At 30.1% G+C, this 16138-nt stretch carries 19 protein-coding genes and 1 riboswitch; of the genes, 3 read left to right on the forward strand and 16 right to left on the reverse strand.

Annotated elements, in window-relative coordinates:
- Positions 1 to 8: 8 nt before the first annotated feature.
- From Q0O83_RS01840 to udk, 9 genes are all read right to left on the reverse strand, one after another.
- A complete protein-coding gene (locus tag Q0O83_RS01840) occupies positions 9 to 512 on the reverse strand; it encodes a MogA/MoaB family molybdenum cofactor biosynthesis protein (protein ID WP_294093604.1) in 504 nt (167 codons plus the stop codon).
- 12 nt (positions 513 to 524) lie between these two features.
- Positions 525 to 1946, reverse strand: a complete 1422-nt coding sequence (gene cls, locus Q0O83_RS01845; protein WP_294093605.1) for a cardiolipin synthase — start codon at positions 1944 to 1946, stop codon at positions 525 to 527.
- 54 nt (positions 1947 to 2000) lie between these two features.
- Positions 2001 to 2786 carry a GTP pyrophosphokinase gene (locus Q0O83_RS01850; RefSeq protein ID WP_294093637.1) on the reverse strand — a complete coding sequence of 262 codons (786 nt, stop codon included), beginning with the start codon at positions 2784 to 2786 and terminating at the stop codon, positions 2001 to 2003.
- A 19-nt stretch (positions 2787 to 2805) separates the two neighbouring features.
- On the reverse strand, positions 2806 to 3609 hold the full coding sequence (locus Q0O83_RS01855; protein ID WP_294093606.1) for a hypothetical protein: 804 nt from the start codon (positions 3607 to 3609) through the stop codon (positions 2806 to 2808).
- Between the two features lie 191 nt (positions 3610 to 3800).
- Positions 3801 to 4628: an SIR2 family protein gene (locus tag Q0O83_RS01860; protein ID WP_294093608.1), complete on the reverse strand. Its 828-nt coding sequence runs from the start codon at positions 4626 to 4628 to the stop codon at positions 3801 to 3803.
- A 152-nt stretch (positions 4629 to 4780) separates the two neighbouring features.
- Positions 4781 to 5836 (reverse strand): tRNA 2-thiouridine(34) synthase MnmA, encoded by a 1056-nt coding sequence (gene mnmA, locus Q0O83_RS01865; RefSeq protein ID WP_294093610.1) that lies wholly within the window; start codon positions 5834 to 5836, stop codon positions 4781 to 4783.
- 34 nt (positions 5837 to 5870) lie between these two features.
- Complete coding sequence (locus Q0O83_RS01870) at positions 5871 to 6482, reverse strand: LysE family transporter (protein ID WP_294093612.1); 612 nt, start codon at positions 6480 to 6482, stop codon at positions 5871 to 5873.
- Between the two features lie 99 nt (positions 6483 to 6581).
- Complete coding sequence (locus Q0O83_RS01875; protein ID WP_294093614.1) at positions 6582 to 7199, reverse strand: deoxynucleoside kinase; 618 nt, start codon at positions 7197 to 7199, stop codon at positions 6582 to 6584.
- 4 nt (positions 7200 to 7203) lie between these two features.
- A complete protein-coding gene (udk, locus tag Q0O83_RS01880) occupies positions 7204 to 7836 on the reverse strand; it encodes a uridine kinase (protein WP_294093616.1) in 633 nt (210 codons plus the stop codon).
- A 162-nt stretch (positions 7837 to 7998) separates the two neighbouring features.
- Here udk and Q0O83_RS01885 point away from each other — a divergent pair, with 162 nt between their 5' ends.
- Positions 7999 to 8136 (forward strand): hypothetical protein, encoded by a 138-nt coding sequence (locus Q0O83_RS01885; protein WP_294093641.1) that lies wholly within the window; start codon positions 7999 to 8001, stop codon positions 8134 to 8136.
- Positions 8137 to 8145: 9 nt separating this feature from the next.
- Positions 8146 to 8427 (forward strand): hypothetical protein, encoded by a 282-nt coding sequence (locus Q0O83_RS01890; protein ID WP_294093618.1) that lies wholly within the window; start codon positions 8146 to 8148, stop codon positions 8425 to 8427.
- A gap of 36 nt (positions 8428 to 8463) precedes the next feature.
- On the opposite strand, the gene rnmV is transcribed toward Q0O83_RS01890, so the two are convergent.
- Positions 8464 to 9024, reverse strand: a complete 561-nt coding sequence (gene rnmV, locus Q0O83_RS01895; protein ID WP_294093620.1) for a ribonuclease M5 — start codon at positions 9022 to 9024, stop codon at positions 8464 to 8466.
- 161 nt (positions 9025 to 9185) lie between these two features.
- Positions 9186 to 9283: riboswitch (purine riboswitch) on the forward strand.
- A gap of 52 nt (positions 9284 to 9335) precedes the next feature.
- Between rnmV and guaA the strand changes: the two genes are divergently transcribed.
- Positions 9336 to 10886, forward strand: coding sequence for a glutamine-hydrolyzing GMP synthase (gene guaA, locus Q0O83_RS01900; RefSeq protein ID WP_366515944.1), 1551 nt, complete (start codon positions 9336 to 9338; stop codon positions 10884 to 10886).
- Positions 10887 to 11072: 186 nt separating this feature from the next.
- On the opposite strand, the gene Q0O83_RS01905 is transcribed toward guaA, so the two are convergent.
- From Q0O83_RS01905 to Q0O83_RS01930, 6 genes are all read right to left on the reverse strand, one after another.
- A complete protein-coding gene (locus Q0O83_RS01905) occupies positions 11073 to 11231 on the reverse strand; it encodes a ParB N-terminal domain-containing protein (RefSeq protein WP_366515946.1) in 159 nt (52 codons plus the stop codon).
- A 25-nt stretch (positions 11232 to 11256) separates the two neighbouring features.
- The gene (locus Q0O83_RS01910; protein WP_294093625.1) at positions 11257 to 12966 is read right to left on the reverse strand and encodes a hypothetical protein; all 1710 of its coding nucleotides are present in this window, start codon (positions 12964 to 12966) and stop codon (positions 11257 to 11259) included.
- A 20-nt stretch (positions 12967 to 12986) separates the two neighbouring features.
- Entirely contained in the window at positions 12987 to 14375 is a 1389-nt protein-coding gene (locus Q0O83_RS01915; protein ID WP_294093627.1) for a hypothetical protein, read from the reverse strand.
- A gap of 109 nt (positions 14376 to 14484) precedes the next feature.
- Complete coding sequence (locus Q0O83_RS01920) at positions 14485 to 15411, reverse strand: hypothetical protein (RefSeq protein ID WP_294093631.1); 927 nt, start codon at positions 15409 to 15411, stop codon at positions 14485 to 14487.
- A 1-nt stretch (position 15412) separates the two neighbouring features.
- Positions 15413 to 15907: a DUF2628 domain-containing protein gene (locus tag Q0O83_RS01925; RefSeq protein ID WP_294093633.1), complete on the reverse strand. Its 495-nt coding sequence runs from the start codon at positions 15905 to 15907 to the stop codon at positions 15413 to 15415.
- Complete coding sequence (locus Q0O83_RS01930; protein ID WP_294093634.1) at positions 15900 to 16058, reverse strand: hypothetical protein; 159 nt, start codon at positions 16056 to 16058, stop codon at positions 15900 to 15902. Before Q0O83_RS01930 ends, Q0O83_RS01925 begins: the two co-directional genes overlap by 8 nt.
- Positions 16059 to 16138 lie beyond the last annotated feature (80 nt).

Genomic DNA, 16138 nt, shown 5'->3' on the forward strand with positions numbered 1-16138 from the left:
TTTACCTCCTATTTTTTCATAGGTGTTGCACACTCTATCGCTTTACCTTTCAGTATCTCAATCCCGTGAACCAATGCATCTATAACAAAATTTAGATTCTCTGTTGCACCTTTTGGACTTCCAGGAAGATTTAAAATTAAACTACCTTTTCTGATTCCACATCTAGCTCTACTCAACATAGCCTTTGCAGTTATTTCAAAAGATTTCGCTCTCATATACTCTGCTACTCCAGGTGCTTCTCTTTCTATAACAGCAAGAGTTGCCTCTGGTGTTACATCTCTTTTTGAAAACCCTGTTCCACCATTTGTCACAATCAAATCTGCAACATCTTCATCCGCTAACTTTTTTAGCTCCTCTACAATCTCCTCATATGTATCTGGTAACATATTATAGTAAACATTTTCGTAACTCGAATGATTTTCAAAAATCTCTTTTAACTTCTCTCCAGTTACATCTACTCTCTCTCCTCTTGAACCCTTATCACTCAGTGTTATTATAGCTACTCTTATCATCTCTATCTCCTTTTACAGTATCGGTGCTATCAGTTTAGATATTGATTCTAGCACTCTATCTTTTTTTCCTCTTTCTCTATACTCTTTTAAAGTCACTCTTCTCGACTCTAATATATCAGACTTTATTCTGTTTTCCAACTCAATTATACTACTACCTAAAATCAATAAACTTATTTCAAAATTTTGATACATACTTCTATAATCAAAGTTTGCTGTACCTAAAAGTGCAATCTCTCCATCCACTACAATAAGTTTACTATGAATAAACCCATCTTTATATTTATAAATTTCAGCTCCTAGCTCAATCAGTTCTCCATAAAAATATTGATTTGCCCAATATACAAAAGCATGATCTCCAACACTTGGAATAACAATCTTAACCTTTATTCCTGATATAAGAGCACCTTTTAAAGCTTCTAAAATTGGTTCATCTGGAATAAAATATGGTGTTTCTATATGTATACTTCTTTCTGCTTTTATTATAAGGTTAAGTATTGTATCTTTTATAGTATGAAACTCATAGTTTGGTCCAGAGCTCACAACTTGAATAGGTGTCAGTTGATAATCTCTTTTTTTCAAAACTGGATTTTCAAAAACATCAGTAGTATCTTTTTTTAAAAACTTCCAACTTCTTTCAAACTCATGAAGATAATCTATAATAGCCTCACCTTTAATTGAAAAACCTATATCTTGCCACTTTCCAAGTCTCCCTTTTCCAACATAATCTTTTCCTATATTCAATCCTCCAGAAAAACAAATCTCATTATCTAGCAAAGTTATTTTTCTGTGATCTCTATAGTTTGCTCGTAGATTTCCAATTTTTATAAATGGAAAATATGATGGGAAAAATATCTCAATCATAATTCCAGCTTTTCTTAGAGTCTCAATTCTACTTTTAGAAACTCCTCTTGTACCAGCTCCATCTATAATAATTTTTATCTCAACTCCATCTTTTGCACGCTCTAAAAGCAAGTCATATATAGGCCCACCAACCTCATCATCATCAAATATATAGTACTCCATATAGATATATTTTTTTGTATTTTTAATAGCTAAAGTCAAACTATTAAAAAAATACTCGTTTTTACGATAGAAAATAAAACTGTTGTTGTGTGTCATCTTACCTAAAAGAACTCCATCTAAGTATCTACTTAAACCAATCCATTTTTTTATACTGATCATCGATTTTTTATTTAACCCCTTAGAATATTCGTGATTACTTTTCAAATAATATTTTGCTAATGCTCTTCTTTTTTTGAAACTAACACCAAAAAAAAGATAGACTATAAATCCAAAATATGATGTTAATAGTAATATCGTTATCCAAAATAAAGTGAATACAGGTCTTTTTCTCTCGAAAAATATAATGATTATTGCGAATATAATATTTACGAAAACTAAGTAATCTTTTAGTGCTATGAATATCTCTTTCACATAACTCACCTCAACTTTTTTTTAGAAAAAAGAGAAGAGTCTAAACTCTTCTCTCTATTTGAATTTTAAATCCAACTCTCTAAAGTTATCTTCTAACCCTTTTCCATTAGAAAACTCTTTTTTTATTTTCTTTATAAACGTTCCCATCTCATCTGCACTTCCAACAAGTCTGTTAAAAATTCCAAGATATTCAGTTATAATAGGATTATCTACATCATATGGATATCTCATCAGATGATCTATCTCACTCCAAGCCTCTTCAAACACTGTTCTAACCTGTATCTCTACAAGAACTTCATCCTGTTTTGTAACTGGAACACCAATTAGATAATGAATAGATCTGTATCCATGATCTCTCACTATGATTTCACAGTCTAAATCTTGAATTGTATTTTTCAAGTCTTGGATATTGTAGTCTCCTCTTCTAATATTGATTTGAGGAGTCTCTTTTGTATCCCAAAGTTTCGTAATCTCTCCATGAATTCCACGCCAGTCATCTTTAAATAGATGTAGCACACGAATACCTATAAGGTCAGTGATAATCTCTTTATAGTTCTCAGCATTTATTCCACGGTCAGCATATTTACGACCTTTTCTTATAATCTTTTCTACAAGGTGAGTTGCTTTTTTTACCCTTCTTCTCACCGAGTGAACTCCTACACTATCAATTAGTTTCGAAACTATATGCTCGGCTTCTTTCTCTAAATAAGGTACCAGCTTTAGATAATCTGCATAAATCTTCATAAGTTCATCCCAATCTAAACCTGTAGACTCAAAATACTCCTCAGTTATTGAAAATATTTTGAAGAACTCATCCTTGTTTATATTACCATTCAACATCAAAATAAACACCTCTTTACTATTTTCTAGGTATCTTCTCCAGTGAAATTTCACAAGTTTTTCTGTAAGCAACTACCTCTGTCTCGTTTAATTCTCTCGCTTCTATAGGAGAAGTAGTAACTATCGTTTCTTTTATATTAAAGTCATTTCCTTTAATAATATGAACTCTTTGTATAGATATCTTGTCCCCTTCGATAAATTGAACCTTATCTAAGTCACATCTGAAGTTTATCCAGCTTTGTAGCACTGGTGTCTTATCTATTGTATTCAGAAGTGCTAAAGAGTATAATGAATTTTCCTCTTGAAGTAATCTCTCTTTTTTAGCATCTCCTAATTCTAAAACCTCTTTTTCTAACAAATCTAATTTCATAATTTCGATTCTGTTTTCAAAAGATACTTTCCCTGTTAATAGCTCTCCTTTTAATTCAATTAAATGTCCAACAAAAATCTCTTTTAAAAGTTTTATATTAAACAGGAATCTTTTTACATTATTACTTTTTAATATCTTATAGTAATAGTTATTCTGAACTGTATTAAAAGATCCATCCTCTTTTAAGTCTATCTCTAAACCTAATTTAAACTCTCTATTTTTTAGTTCTAAATATTTTTTTCTATTTATTTCAACGATTCTACTGTTACAATCTTTTAATTGTAACTCGTCAATTTTTAAATCGGTAACTCCAAAAGTTTTTATTAGATTTTGATTTTTCATATCCTTTATAGTTGAAAATTCAATTGGCAACTTATCCAATTTTAAAGAGCTATACCTTATCTCTAAAGCACTCTCTATCAATTTAAAATCTTCACTTTTAACCTCTAACACCTCTGGCTCTCTTGTTATAACATCTGATACTGATACTATAGGCAGCTCTACAACTTCCGAAGTTTCTTCTACAACTTCCTCTACAGTTTCTAAAGTAGGTTCTGAAATCTCTTCTGAAACTTCAATCTCCTCTTCAATTACCTCTACCTCTACTATCTCATCACATGCTACTGCTTCAGAGTCCTCTGAAATTACCGAAAGAGCTTTTTTCCAAAATATGCCTCTTGTAATTCAGACTCTTCTAGCTCCTCTGAGCAAAGATAATCCTTTAGCTCCTTGAAGAACTCATCCTCACTATGAGGTAATAACTTAATTCCTAAGTCATTCAATCTTTCAATCGTTTTTGTTTTTAAAACGTTTGAATTACTTACTGCATAAATAATATCTCTTTTCTCTACTCCAGATAATATCGATTCTAACATATCAATAAAATCTACATTATTTAAATCTAATCCTAAAATTAGCGTCGGATAATTTTTTATATCCTCTCTCATGTTATTAAAGAATTTTTTATAGAAATCTAAAACATTTAACTTTCTATAATCTTGAATAGAAACAAATATTTTTTCATGCCTATTTACATCACCTAAAACCTTGTAATGCTTAATCTCTCCATTTGTCGTTGGACATATATTTTCATCTGTCGGTAATATTTTTACTACCTTACTTGAATTTATATCATCTAAAATTATATCGTAATCTGTTGAAAAAACAGCATTTAATTTATTACTTTCAGAAAAAACATTTAGTAACTCTGAAGTTTCTCTGTTTGTTTCATACAAATTTTTGATTTTTCTCAACAATGAACTTCTACTGCTAATAACTCCATCTAAGTAGATTTGACTAACTTGGAATAAAGAGTTTTCATCTCTTATATAACCTTTTATACTTTCTTTCATATCTTTCATTAACAGTCTTGCTAACTCTCTTCTTGTTGGATATCCAGCTTGTTTAACCAAGAAGTCTCCTAAGAAAAGATTTATTTTATCTGTATCATTAAATTTATTGAAAAAACTCATAACTAACACCTCTCTTTCTTAAAAAATAAACACTTTGGCAATATAAGTATATCTTAATTTTAGCTATTTAACAAGCATATTCTTACAAAAAATATAAAAAAAACCTGTAATAAGACTTAATCTACTTACAGGTTTAAAACTAATTACCGATTTTATTTTATTATGAAAGAACTTGCTATAACTTTTCCATCTTCAGTGTATAAAACAGCTCCTTGTCCTGGAGTTACTGCTCTAATGTTATCCTCTGTGAATATAACTTCAATAGTATCGTTATCTATTACTTTAACTTTACAAGGATGAAGTCTATCTCTTGAACGAGCTTTTATAAAGCAATCCATTCCATCTAACTCTTTAACCTCTTTTACTAAGAATAGATTTAAGCTATTTGCTATAAGAGTATCTCTCATTAAATCATCATTATCTCCAACTATTACAGTATTGTTCTCTTTATCTAAAGCTACTACATAAAGTGGGTTCGCTGACGCTATTCCTAATCCTTTTCTTTGTCCGATTGTATAGAAAGCTAATCCATTGTGTTTCCCTAAAGTTTTTCCGTTTAGGTCTACTATTTTCCCTGGTCTTCCTATTTTTCCATCCGTTTTATCCATTAAGAACTCTTTTAATTTTCCATCTTCAACGAAACAGATCTCTTGTGAATCTCTTTTAGCGTAAACTCTTACACCAAGATCTTTTGCTAGCTCTCTAACAGCTGGCTTTTCCATTTTTCCGATTGGGAAGATTATATAGTCTAGATTCTCTTTTTTAATTTGTGAAAGGAAATAAACCTGGTCTTTATTCATATCGTCACCGATTGCTAAAGTTCCATCAATTATATTTGCATAGTGACCAGTTGCTAAAGCCTCTGCTCCCTTTTCTCTTGCAAACTCTATCAGTTTTCCAAATTTAATCTTTCTGTTACAAACCATACAAGGGTTAGGTGTTCTTCCTGAGCTATACTCATCTACGAAGTAATCTATAACCTCTTCTCCAAACTCTTTTGTAACATCTAAAAGGTAATGCTCGATTCCTAAATCATCACATATTCTCTTAGCATCTTTATCCTCTTCTCCACAAGTTTTCATTGTCACACCAAAAATTGTGTAACCTTGCTTTTTTAGAAGATAAGCAACTGTTGACGAATCAACACCACCACTCATAGCCACAGCTATAACTCTTTTTTCATTCTCTTTTTTAAACTCTAAGTTCATAAATTACCATCCTTAAGAAATATTATTTCTATTATTATTTGTAGAAGGCAAATATAATAGTTGCTATACCAAATATTAGAATTATAAGACCTGAAAACTTACTGATCTTGATTAGAATATCACGTGTTACTCCTTTTTTAAAATGATAAATTAAAAACATTGTAACAAACCACATCGATGCTCCACCAATTCCAATTCCAGTTCCTAACTCTAATACTGTCATCTCTCTTACATCACAGTCAACTACACCTAATAAAGTGTAAATTCCTGCAATAACTAATAGAGATGATATATTAAATATTGAAAGTAAAAACATCTCGAAATAATCCTGCACCAAAGTGTAGTTATCATCCTCTGACTCTTTTATCTCGGGTTGAGTTAAAAGTTTTCTACTTCCAACAAATATCAAAAACACACTTATCAGCACTTTTAAAGGAGTTTGAAATTTTATAATATAATCATCAACTCTACTTATAAAAAGAAATGATATTATTCCATAGATAACATCTACAGAAACCATTCCCAGTGCTGACACATACCCTTTTTTCTCTCCCTCGGTCATACCTTTCTCCATACAATAGATCCCAACTGGACCAAATGGAAGAGATAATATTATACCTGTTATTATACCTTTAAAAAAAATCATATTCAATCTCCTCAAAAGTGTATTTCCATAAATATTTTGTTTTCTAAATTTTAACACAAAAATACTAAAAAACAAAGCAAATTCCTTATTCTTGAGAGTTTACAGGCTTAGCTCCCTCAATTTAGACTTAACCATATCAAAAAATAGCTTTCTGTCCTCTTCATTATCTCTTATATCCATATTATCTATATTTATTTTTAAAACAATTGATTCGCTATAACTATCGAAGAAGTTCGAATACTCCTCATTCAGAGAGTTCCAATATTCTTTCTCAACGTTCATCTCGAAATCTCTACCTCTCTCTTTTATCTTTCTTATAGCATTATCTACACTTGTTTCTAAATAAACTATCAATAATGGATGCTCTCTTGCTGATATTAATTTTTTCCAAAAAGATTCATATAAATTAAACTCATCCTCACTCATGAATCCATTTTTCAGATGCATCCTAGCGAATAAAAAATCACCGTAGATACTTCTATCCATAATACATCCATTGAATTTAGAGGCTTCCTCTATTATATCTATTCTTTTATTTAAAAAATACATCTGGCTTAGTAATGAGTATCTCTCTTTATTGTAATAGAATTTATCTAAAAAAGGGTTATCTATATAAGGTTCTTGAAAAAACTCAATAGATAATTCTTTCGCTAATAGTTCTCCTAAAGTTGTTTTTCCAGCTCCAACAACTCCCTCTATACAGATAACATTTTTCATAATCTTATCCTAACACTCCTTTTTGAAGGAATCTTTTTAAGTTACTTGTCACCATTCCGATTGCAACTTTGTTTTCTCCACCTCTTGGGATAATTACATCCGCGTATCTCTTACTTGGCTCACAGAACTCTAAGTACATAGGCTTTACAGTTTTTAAGTATTGATTTTTTACAGATTCGAAACTTCTTCCTCTCTCTGTCATATCTCTTTCAATTCTTCTTAGAATCATCTCATCTGCATCTGTATCCACGAATATTTTTACATCGAATAACTCTCTGATTTCTGGTACTGCAAATATAAGTATTCCCTCAACAATTATTATTTTAGAAGGCTCTAATCTTACACATCCCTCTTTTCTAGAGTGAGTTGTGAAATCGTATATAGGTCTATCGATAGCCTCTCCATTTACTAATTTAGTTAAGTGCTCTCTTAAAAGATCAAACTCGATAGAATCTGGATGGTCAAAGTTTACAGCTGCCTTTTCTTCTAATGATAAGTTCGTTAGCTCTCTATAATAAGCATCTTGCTCAACTAGTACTGCGTCTTCTGATTTGAAAGCTTTTGCTAAATTATGTGCTATAGTTGTTTTTCCGCTTCCACTTCCTCCAGCTACTCCGATCAATATGCAATTTTTCATTTTTTGTTTTCCTCCTTAAGTGTTACTGTATCTAATTTTTTATAATCTTGTATATTATAGCATATTTTTCATAAAAAAATAAAATATAATATAAATATAGACTATATATTTTTTTTGATGTATACTTTACGATATAGTTGTTTTTAAAGGAGAAGATTTTTTATGAGTATGACAGAAAAAGACATTGACCTTCAGATGAGAAAGGCTTTGGAAAAAGTTCCCTTTGAAATAAAAAAAATTAAATTTGTACTGTCTTTGATAAAGATGGTAAAGAGAGTTAAAAAAATTTTTAAATTTTAGGAGGAAGATATGACAGAAGAGTTAATGAAAAAAATAGATAGAGTGAACGAGGAGTTTGAGAAAAGAGATTTCTTTATAAAAGAGGATATCATCGAACTTTTTGAGCAAAGAGAGGATTTAGCTGAAAAATTAGATGCTACGAAATTTAAGAAAATTGAATTTTTCACTGTTGCTGAAGAGAACTGTGTTGGATTTACTTTAGAGGATGTTCAAGTAAACTTCTTTATCGAGTTTGGAGAGGATGAAGAGGGTGAGTGGTACGAAGCTACTGCTGAAATAATCTCTTTCTAATTTAGATAGTAGAAGTAAAAGAAAAACCAAGGGTTATTAACCCTTGGTTTTTTGTATTCTATCCATAGCTTCTAAAAACTGCTCCATAGTTATTCCATATCTATTTAGTTTAGATAGCATCTGTTTTGCATTTGAATATCCTATTCTTAACTCTGTTCCTAGTTGTGCTCTTAAATCTTTTGATTCAGGTGCTCCTGAAAGTTTATGGTCAATCAATTCATTCATAGTGAAAACTGCTTCTGTGTCTTGGACTACTTCACACTTAGCGTTTTCTAAAGCTTTTATAATAGCTTCTGGAGTTGCATTTTCAACACCAACATCTCCATCTTTAGATCCTTCTTTTCTACTTATATACGCTTGTTTTGCTGCTGGGAAAAACTTTAGAATATATTTTCTTAGCTCTTCACCAACAAAGTCTGGATCAGTTAAAACTATAATTCCTTTATTTTCATAAGCTACTCTTAGCTTTTCAATATTTCCTTTTTTTCTTATAGCAAACCCATTTGTTTGTATAATTTCAGCATCTACTGCTGCTTTTACTGCTGAGATATCATCTCTACCTTCAACAACGATAACCTCTTTTATCTTTTTTTTCATACTTTTATATATCCTTTCAAAATATATTTAACTTTATAATTGTAACATTTTTTTATAGCTAATACTATTTTTTTATTTAGTAATGGTTATAGGACTAAATGCTTGTGATTAAAATATTTAATTATAAGTTGACATATTTAGCAATTACATGCTAGAATGTTTCAAAAGTAAATACAAATATTCGTATAAGTTGCAAATATGGTGCAGCGTCTCTACAACTAACCGTAAATTAGTTTCTATGGAAAAAAGTTTAAGGGATTAGTCTATTTTCTATTTTTTTATAGTATGAGATTGTCCCTTTTTATTATATTTTGGAGGTTTTTATGAAGAAAAATAGCATCATTATTCTTGATTTTGGTTCTCAATACAACCAATTAATAGCAAGAAGAGTAAGAGAAATGGGAGTTTACGCAGAAGTAGTTCCTTATTTTGAACCATTAGAGGATATTTTAGCTAGAGAACCAAAAGGTATCATCCTTTCTGGTGGACCTGCTTCAGTTTATTTAGATGGATCACCAACGATCGACAAGGCATTATATGAGCAAGGAATCCCTGTATTAGGAATCTGCTACGGAATGCAATTAACATCTCAATTACTTGGTGGACAAGTTGAAAGAGCTGACAAGCAAGAGTTCGGAAAAGCTGAGCTTATTATCGATGACTTAGAGAGTCCTCTATTTAAAGATGTTCCTAACTTAAACCAAGTTTGGATGAGTCATGGAGACCACGTTACTGTATTACCAGAAGGATTCAAGCAAATCGCTCATACAGATTCTTGTATAGCTGCGACTGCTAACGTAGAGAAAAACATCTACTGTATCCAATACCATGCTGAGGTTACTCACTCTGAGTATGGAACAAAGATGTTAGAAAACTTCGTATTTGGAGTTGCTAACTGTGAGAAAAACTGGTCAATGGGTAACTATATTGAAGAAACTGTAAAATCAATAAAAGAGACTGTTGGAGACAAGAAAGTTCTTCTAGGACTTTCAGGAGGAGTTGACTCTTCTGTTGCCGCAGCATTAATACATAAAGCTATTGGAGATCAATTAATCTGTATCTTCGTTGATACTGGACTTCTTAGAAAGAACGAAGGTAAAAACGTTATGGAGATATACGGAAAGAACTTCAACATGAACATCAAGTGTGTAGAAGCTGAAGAGAGATTCTTAAGCAAACTTGCTGGTGTTGCTGATCCAGAAGCTAAGAGAAAAATAATTGGAAAAGAGTTCGTTGAAGTATTCAACGATGAGGCTTCTAAGTTAACTGACGTAGACTTCCTTGCTCAAGGAACAATCTACCCTGACGTTATCGAGTCTCAATCTGTAAAAGGTCCATCTGCTACAATTAAATCTCACCACAACGTTGGAGGACTTCCTGAAGATATGAAGTTCCAACTATTAGAGCCTTTAAGAGAGTTATTCAAAGATGAGGTTAGAGCTGTTGGAAGAGAGTTAGGAATTCCTGACCACATGATCGACAGACATCCATTCCCAGGTCCAGGACTTGGAATCAGAATCCTTGGAGAGGTTGATAAAGAGAAAGCTGATATCTTAAGAGAAGCTGACGATATCTTCATCCAAGAGTTAAGAGATGCTGACTTATACAGACAAGTAAGCCAAGCTTTCGTAGTACTTCTACCTGTTAAATCAGTTGGAGTTATGGGAGACGAAAGAACTTATGAGTACACTGCTGTTTTAAGATCTGCTAACACTATCGACTTTATGACTGCTACTTGGTCTAGATTACCATATGAGTTCTTAGATAAAGTATCTAATAGAATCATAAATGAGGTTAAGGGAATCAACAGAATGACGTATGATATCTCTTCTAAGCCACCTGCAACTATCGAGTGGGAATAATAATTTAAAATATAAAACACCTCAGTTCATTCCGAGGTGTTTTTTCATCTTATTTCTATATTATTTAATTGATATCTTTGAGTATTATCCTCTTTTACTCCTCCATAATTTACATTCCAAGGTTGGTCTATAAATACTAAATCAGTTTTATCTGTTAGCATAACCTTTGTATTACATCTTCAACTTCTAATTGTTGGATCTTCCATGACCTCCTATAATCACATTATTTTCATCTACTGCTATTGGATCATTAAAACTAAACTCTTTTATACTTCCTTTTATTTGATCTATTTGTTTTTGAGGGTGCTCTTTAGCATTCTTTATATCTGGTGTTATTTCACTCAGTTTTCAATTCACAATTTTAATTTAGCTAATACGACGGCCAATATTGTGGGCCAGCTTCCCACAAAACAACTTTTCTTCCATCTTGATACTCTCCATTCTCCTTCAACGCTCCATTAGAAAAATATATTTCATAAGGACCTTGTAACTCACCATCAACATAACTAAAAGATGACTCTAAATCACCTCTAGAAGAGTCATAGCTTTTCCAAACCCCATTTTTCAACCCATTTTTAAAATATCCAGTTTTTACAACAGTTTCTATATTATATGGTGATCCTGTTATAGATGATGCTCCAGGAAAATATCCTAAATCAAACTCTTCAAAATATCCATCTTTAACTATGTCTTCATAAGAGTTTATTTTTTCACTCTTTCTCTCTCCATAAAAAATCTCTTTTATCCCAAAATACTTAAGAGGGTCTTCATACCAACGAATACCATCTTGAGAAGTTTTTCCAGGAGAGTAATTTTGAAATACTACAAAAATCTCTTTATCATCCGAATCCTTTAAAGAGTATAGATTAAGCTCCTCATTCTCCAATTTGGCAGCTAAAAGATTCAAATTTTTAAATTGTGTTAAAGACTCCCTAGCTTTATAATACTCATACCCAGTTTTTGGATGAACTAATCTATCATATATCGAATAATCTCTTTTATAGTGAGAATAGTTTACAACTTTCTCTAAAATAGAATCCTTATAAGTTTTAATTTGTGACACCTCACCATGCTCCTCAAAATATTTTATCTCCACCACCTCATTTTTGGAGTTATAAGTAGTTGTAGAAAATATATGAAGCTCTTCTGATTTTCTATAGAGAATATCTTTTTGAGTCAGTACTTCATTAATAAAATACTTTTTTATGGGAAGGTAACGCTTTAATTCCTCAAAATACTCATAGGAGTTCCAAACCCCTATTTTTCTATTTTTCTCATAGCTTCCATTTTCATATTCATTGAAGTATTCACCATTTTTTACAATCTCTTTCTCTAAGATTTCCCCTTGAAAAACTTCCTCTAAGGTAATCAATCCCAATCTTTGAATCTGAAAAAGAAAATAGTAATCTCCATCACTAAATACCGCACTGCTTCCTATCTTTTTTATAAATTTCAATTTATCAAGGGAATATATTTTAAAATACTTCTGGAGATTAAACTTCTCATAATCTTCAAGAAGAAGTTCATATTGATAAAGGTAAGCCTTGCTGTTATATTCATCTTTCCCCATTCGTTTTGAAACATCCCAAATATTATACTCATTAAAATTTACAACTTTATAGTAAGGTACGAGTTGCTCTAACTCTTTTTTAGCTAATTCTGCATTAAAATTCTGAATATTTTCAACTCTTTTATTTAACTTTTGAGAAGTAGCAATATTAAGTGTTTTAAAACTATATAAATCTCCTAGTGAATACCCTTCTAAAAAGTTTTTATTATTTTGACTATAGATTATAAATATCTCTTTAATATTGTCTTTATTAATATCATATAAAAAAACGCTTTTGACCTCTTTTGTTATATTTAAACTATCTAAAACTGTACTCAAATTTTTTTCTGGCATTTCAAAAATAATATCATACCTATTTTTATTTTTTTGAAATTTCAAAACTCCATTAATTTTTATTGTTTCGTCCTTATATAGTTCCAATTCTAAGTCTTTATGAATAGAGTCTCCATATAAATTCAACTGAAATAAAAAAATCATAGATATTAAAAACTTATAATAAAATTTATTCACACCATGCCCCCTCTATTTTTCTAAATGTCTTCAGATATCTCCAATTTATTTTTTACAAACCAATATTTATATAGATACACAAAAAATAGATATAAATATAACAGAACAATTAAAATATAAAACTTAAACATCTTTTTTAAATTTTGAAACTCCTTTTCACCGAAATCTTTTTTAGAGGCATCTAACGTTATTATTTTAGTCATTTTATTTTTCTTTGTGATAACTCCTGTTGTACTAAACTCGATTCCATTTACAAACTTTAAAATTTGTTTTGAATTTCTTTTTAATAAATCGTAACTGACACCTCCAGTCGAAAAAGTATAGTAGCGCCTTACATTTTCAGGTATCAAATCTATCTTAAACATAAAATCATTTTTTCTAATCTCTCTACGCTCTTTTAAAAATTCAATCTCTTGTTCATAAAAACTATAAACGTCAGCCATTTGAATAACGCTTTCATTTCTCAAAGGATATACTGGAAGTTCTTTTAGACGAGTTACTATCTTATTACCTTCGGTAGAGTTTTCCTTTCTTAAAAGATAGATTGTTCCTGTAGATTCATCTGACATAACCTGAATATTTTGCAAAATTAATTTATCCCCTATTTCAAAATCTGAAAAACTATACTCTTTCTCTCTCGTAATAACTATCTCTTTTGGAGCACCTTTATGTAGCCCATCACTATAGACTTTAAAAGCTTTAAATGAAAAAACTAAACAAACTATTAACGTTAATAGAGTCGATATTTCAATACACCTAAGTCGACTAACTCTACTAGTTAACTTCCCATTTGTTATAACATCATCTATTGAAAAAGTTGGAAAATATTCCACTTTACATAATTTTTCTCCAATTCTATATAGTTTTGAAAAAAGCAGACCGTTTAAATTAAAAATAATAGTACATATCAGAATACACAAAGTAGATATAATCGTTAGTTTTGAAAAAGGATTAAAAAATGCAACCAATAAAAATATAAAAGATAAAATAAGGTTACTAAAAATTGGATCTGTTTTATCTTTTTCTGTCGGAAAACTCTTAATCTCTTTAACATAATCTAAAATATTAAATCCATTTATCTCAATAACATAAAAACTTCCTGAAGTTATAACTCCTTTTAAAGTTATAACTTCATTCTCTTTTAAAAAGAACTCATTCTTATTTATAAAATGAGAATTAAAAATATTTATTTTCCAATCGTTGATATAGTCAAAAGAGTATCTATACTTAATCCCATATTTCCCACGAAAACTTCTATCTTTTTTCTTGACCTCTCCTTCTAAAATAGTCACAGTTCCTTTATTTTTTAATAAAAATATATTTTTGTAAATTCCATTCAATAAAAGCAAATCTTTTTTAGACAAAATCTCCTTAGTTTCTTTAACACTTTCTAATTTTTCCTTAGTCACCGGTTCAAAATAAAAGCTATCATAAACATAGCATAGATAGAAAAAAATAATAAAAAATGTAATTATTAAAAGTTCTCCCATTTTCCCCTCATCTCTATTAATTTCTTATTTAATTATCAGATTTATAAATTTTTTTATATAACTCACTTTCTTCATCTTCATTTAAAATACACTCATAGATAATAGCTCCATCTTCTGAATACTCTACCTCCTTAAATCCTGTTCTCTTATCACCAACATAAGTATCCATAACTTCATAAATTAATCTATCATTTTTAAAATTTTGTGTTTTTATCCATATACCATTTCCAAGTTTATTAACTTCATCAACAAAAAATGTAATTGGAGAATCATATTTGAAAACTTGAACTATTGTAACATCTTTTAAATGCTCATACTCTTTTTTTAAAAATATCTTTGAAGAAACATCATTTGAAATCTTAGCTAATACTTTCCTATCAGAATCATAATAAATTAAAGATATCAATCGATCATCTTCCCACACTTCATCTGTTACAATCTCTTTTGATGAATAATATGTTTTTTTCACTCCATCTAATTTCCCATTTTTCCAGTTGGAAAACTCTTTGATACTTCCATCTTCAAAATATTCATAATATTCGCCTACGTATTTTCCATTTTTCAAAGTATATTCCAATCTTTTTTTATCCGTATAGAGTGGTTTTATTTTTCCTCTTCCAATCCACTCAACTCTAAAATCCTCCTCATAATATTCAATGAATTTCCCATTACTAGCTTTATAATCTCTATATAGATCTATAGGAAAAAGAATTGTATCATACAGAAATGACGATGTTCTATCTACCATATATACAGGAATTGCTAAAGGCTTTAAAGTCATTCCAAGCACAATATATAAAGTTCCCTCTGTGCTATTACTACTCATCTTAAAATTAAGAGAGGGATATACTCCTCTATATCCCTCTCTTCTTTTAATTTTAGATGTGAAAGATGTCAAAAATATAAAAATGACTATACCAATTCCTACTATTAATTTCTTATTTGAACTTTTCACATTACTCTCCCAATAAAAGCATTAAAATAATTCCAGCTACTCCTGCTATAGCCATTGGCATTAAAACACCTAAAATAAATCCATATAAAATTCCTATTTTTGAAACTCCTATTTTTTCATCACCTTTAGTTATTCTTCTTTTTAAAGATAAAAAATAGATATAGTTACCAAAAAATCCCATCAGTCCCATTAAAGCATAATTCAAACCTCTAATAGTAGAATTAGAGATTACTTTGAAAGAGAAAAACTCATACATCATTGCTAAAAAACCTAATAAAGCAACACAACAACCAACAATAAAAGTTTCAAAGTACATTCGTCTATATCCCATCCATAATGGGCCTAAAAATAAAGCACAGAAATTAGTTTTATTTTTTGGTCCTTTAAAAATATTTAGATAGTACTCTCCTTTTTTATCAATATACTTTAATAATTTCTCCTCATTACTTTCTAAGAACTCTTTATTTTTTTGATTTGATTTTATATAATTACTCATCTTCCCTCTCTCCTTCTTCTGAATAAAAATTATGCTCTCCTATCCAAGAGATATCATTGTTATAATTATCTTCATAAATATAATCTCCCTCTTCTCTTATATTACCATTAGGATAATATCTTTTAAATCTATATACATTTTCATCCGACAAATAAATTGTACTACTCTCTAAAGTCTATAGCAATAGGTAAGGCTTTGAAGTTATCTCCACCTTTTCCCCTGCTCCACACC

The organism is uncultured Cetobacterium sp. (assembly GCF_945952365.1).
GTDB lineage: Bacteria > Fusobacteriota > Fusobacteriia > Fusobacteriales > Fusobacteriaceae > Cetobacterium_A.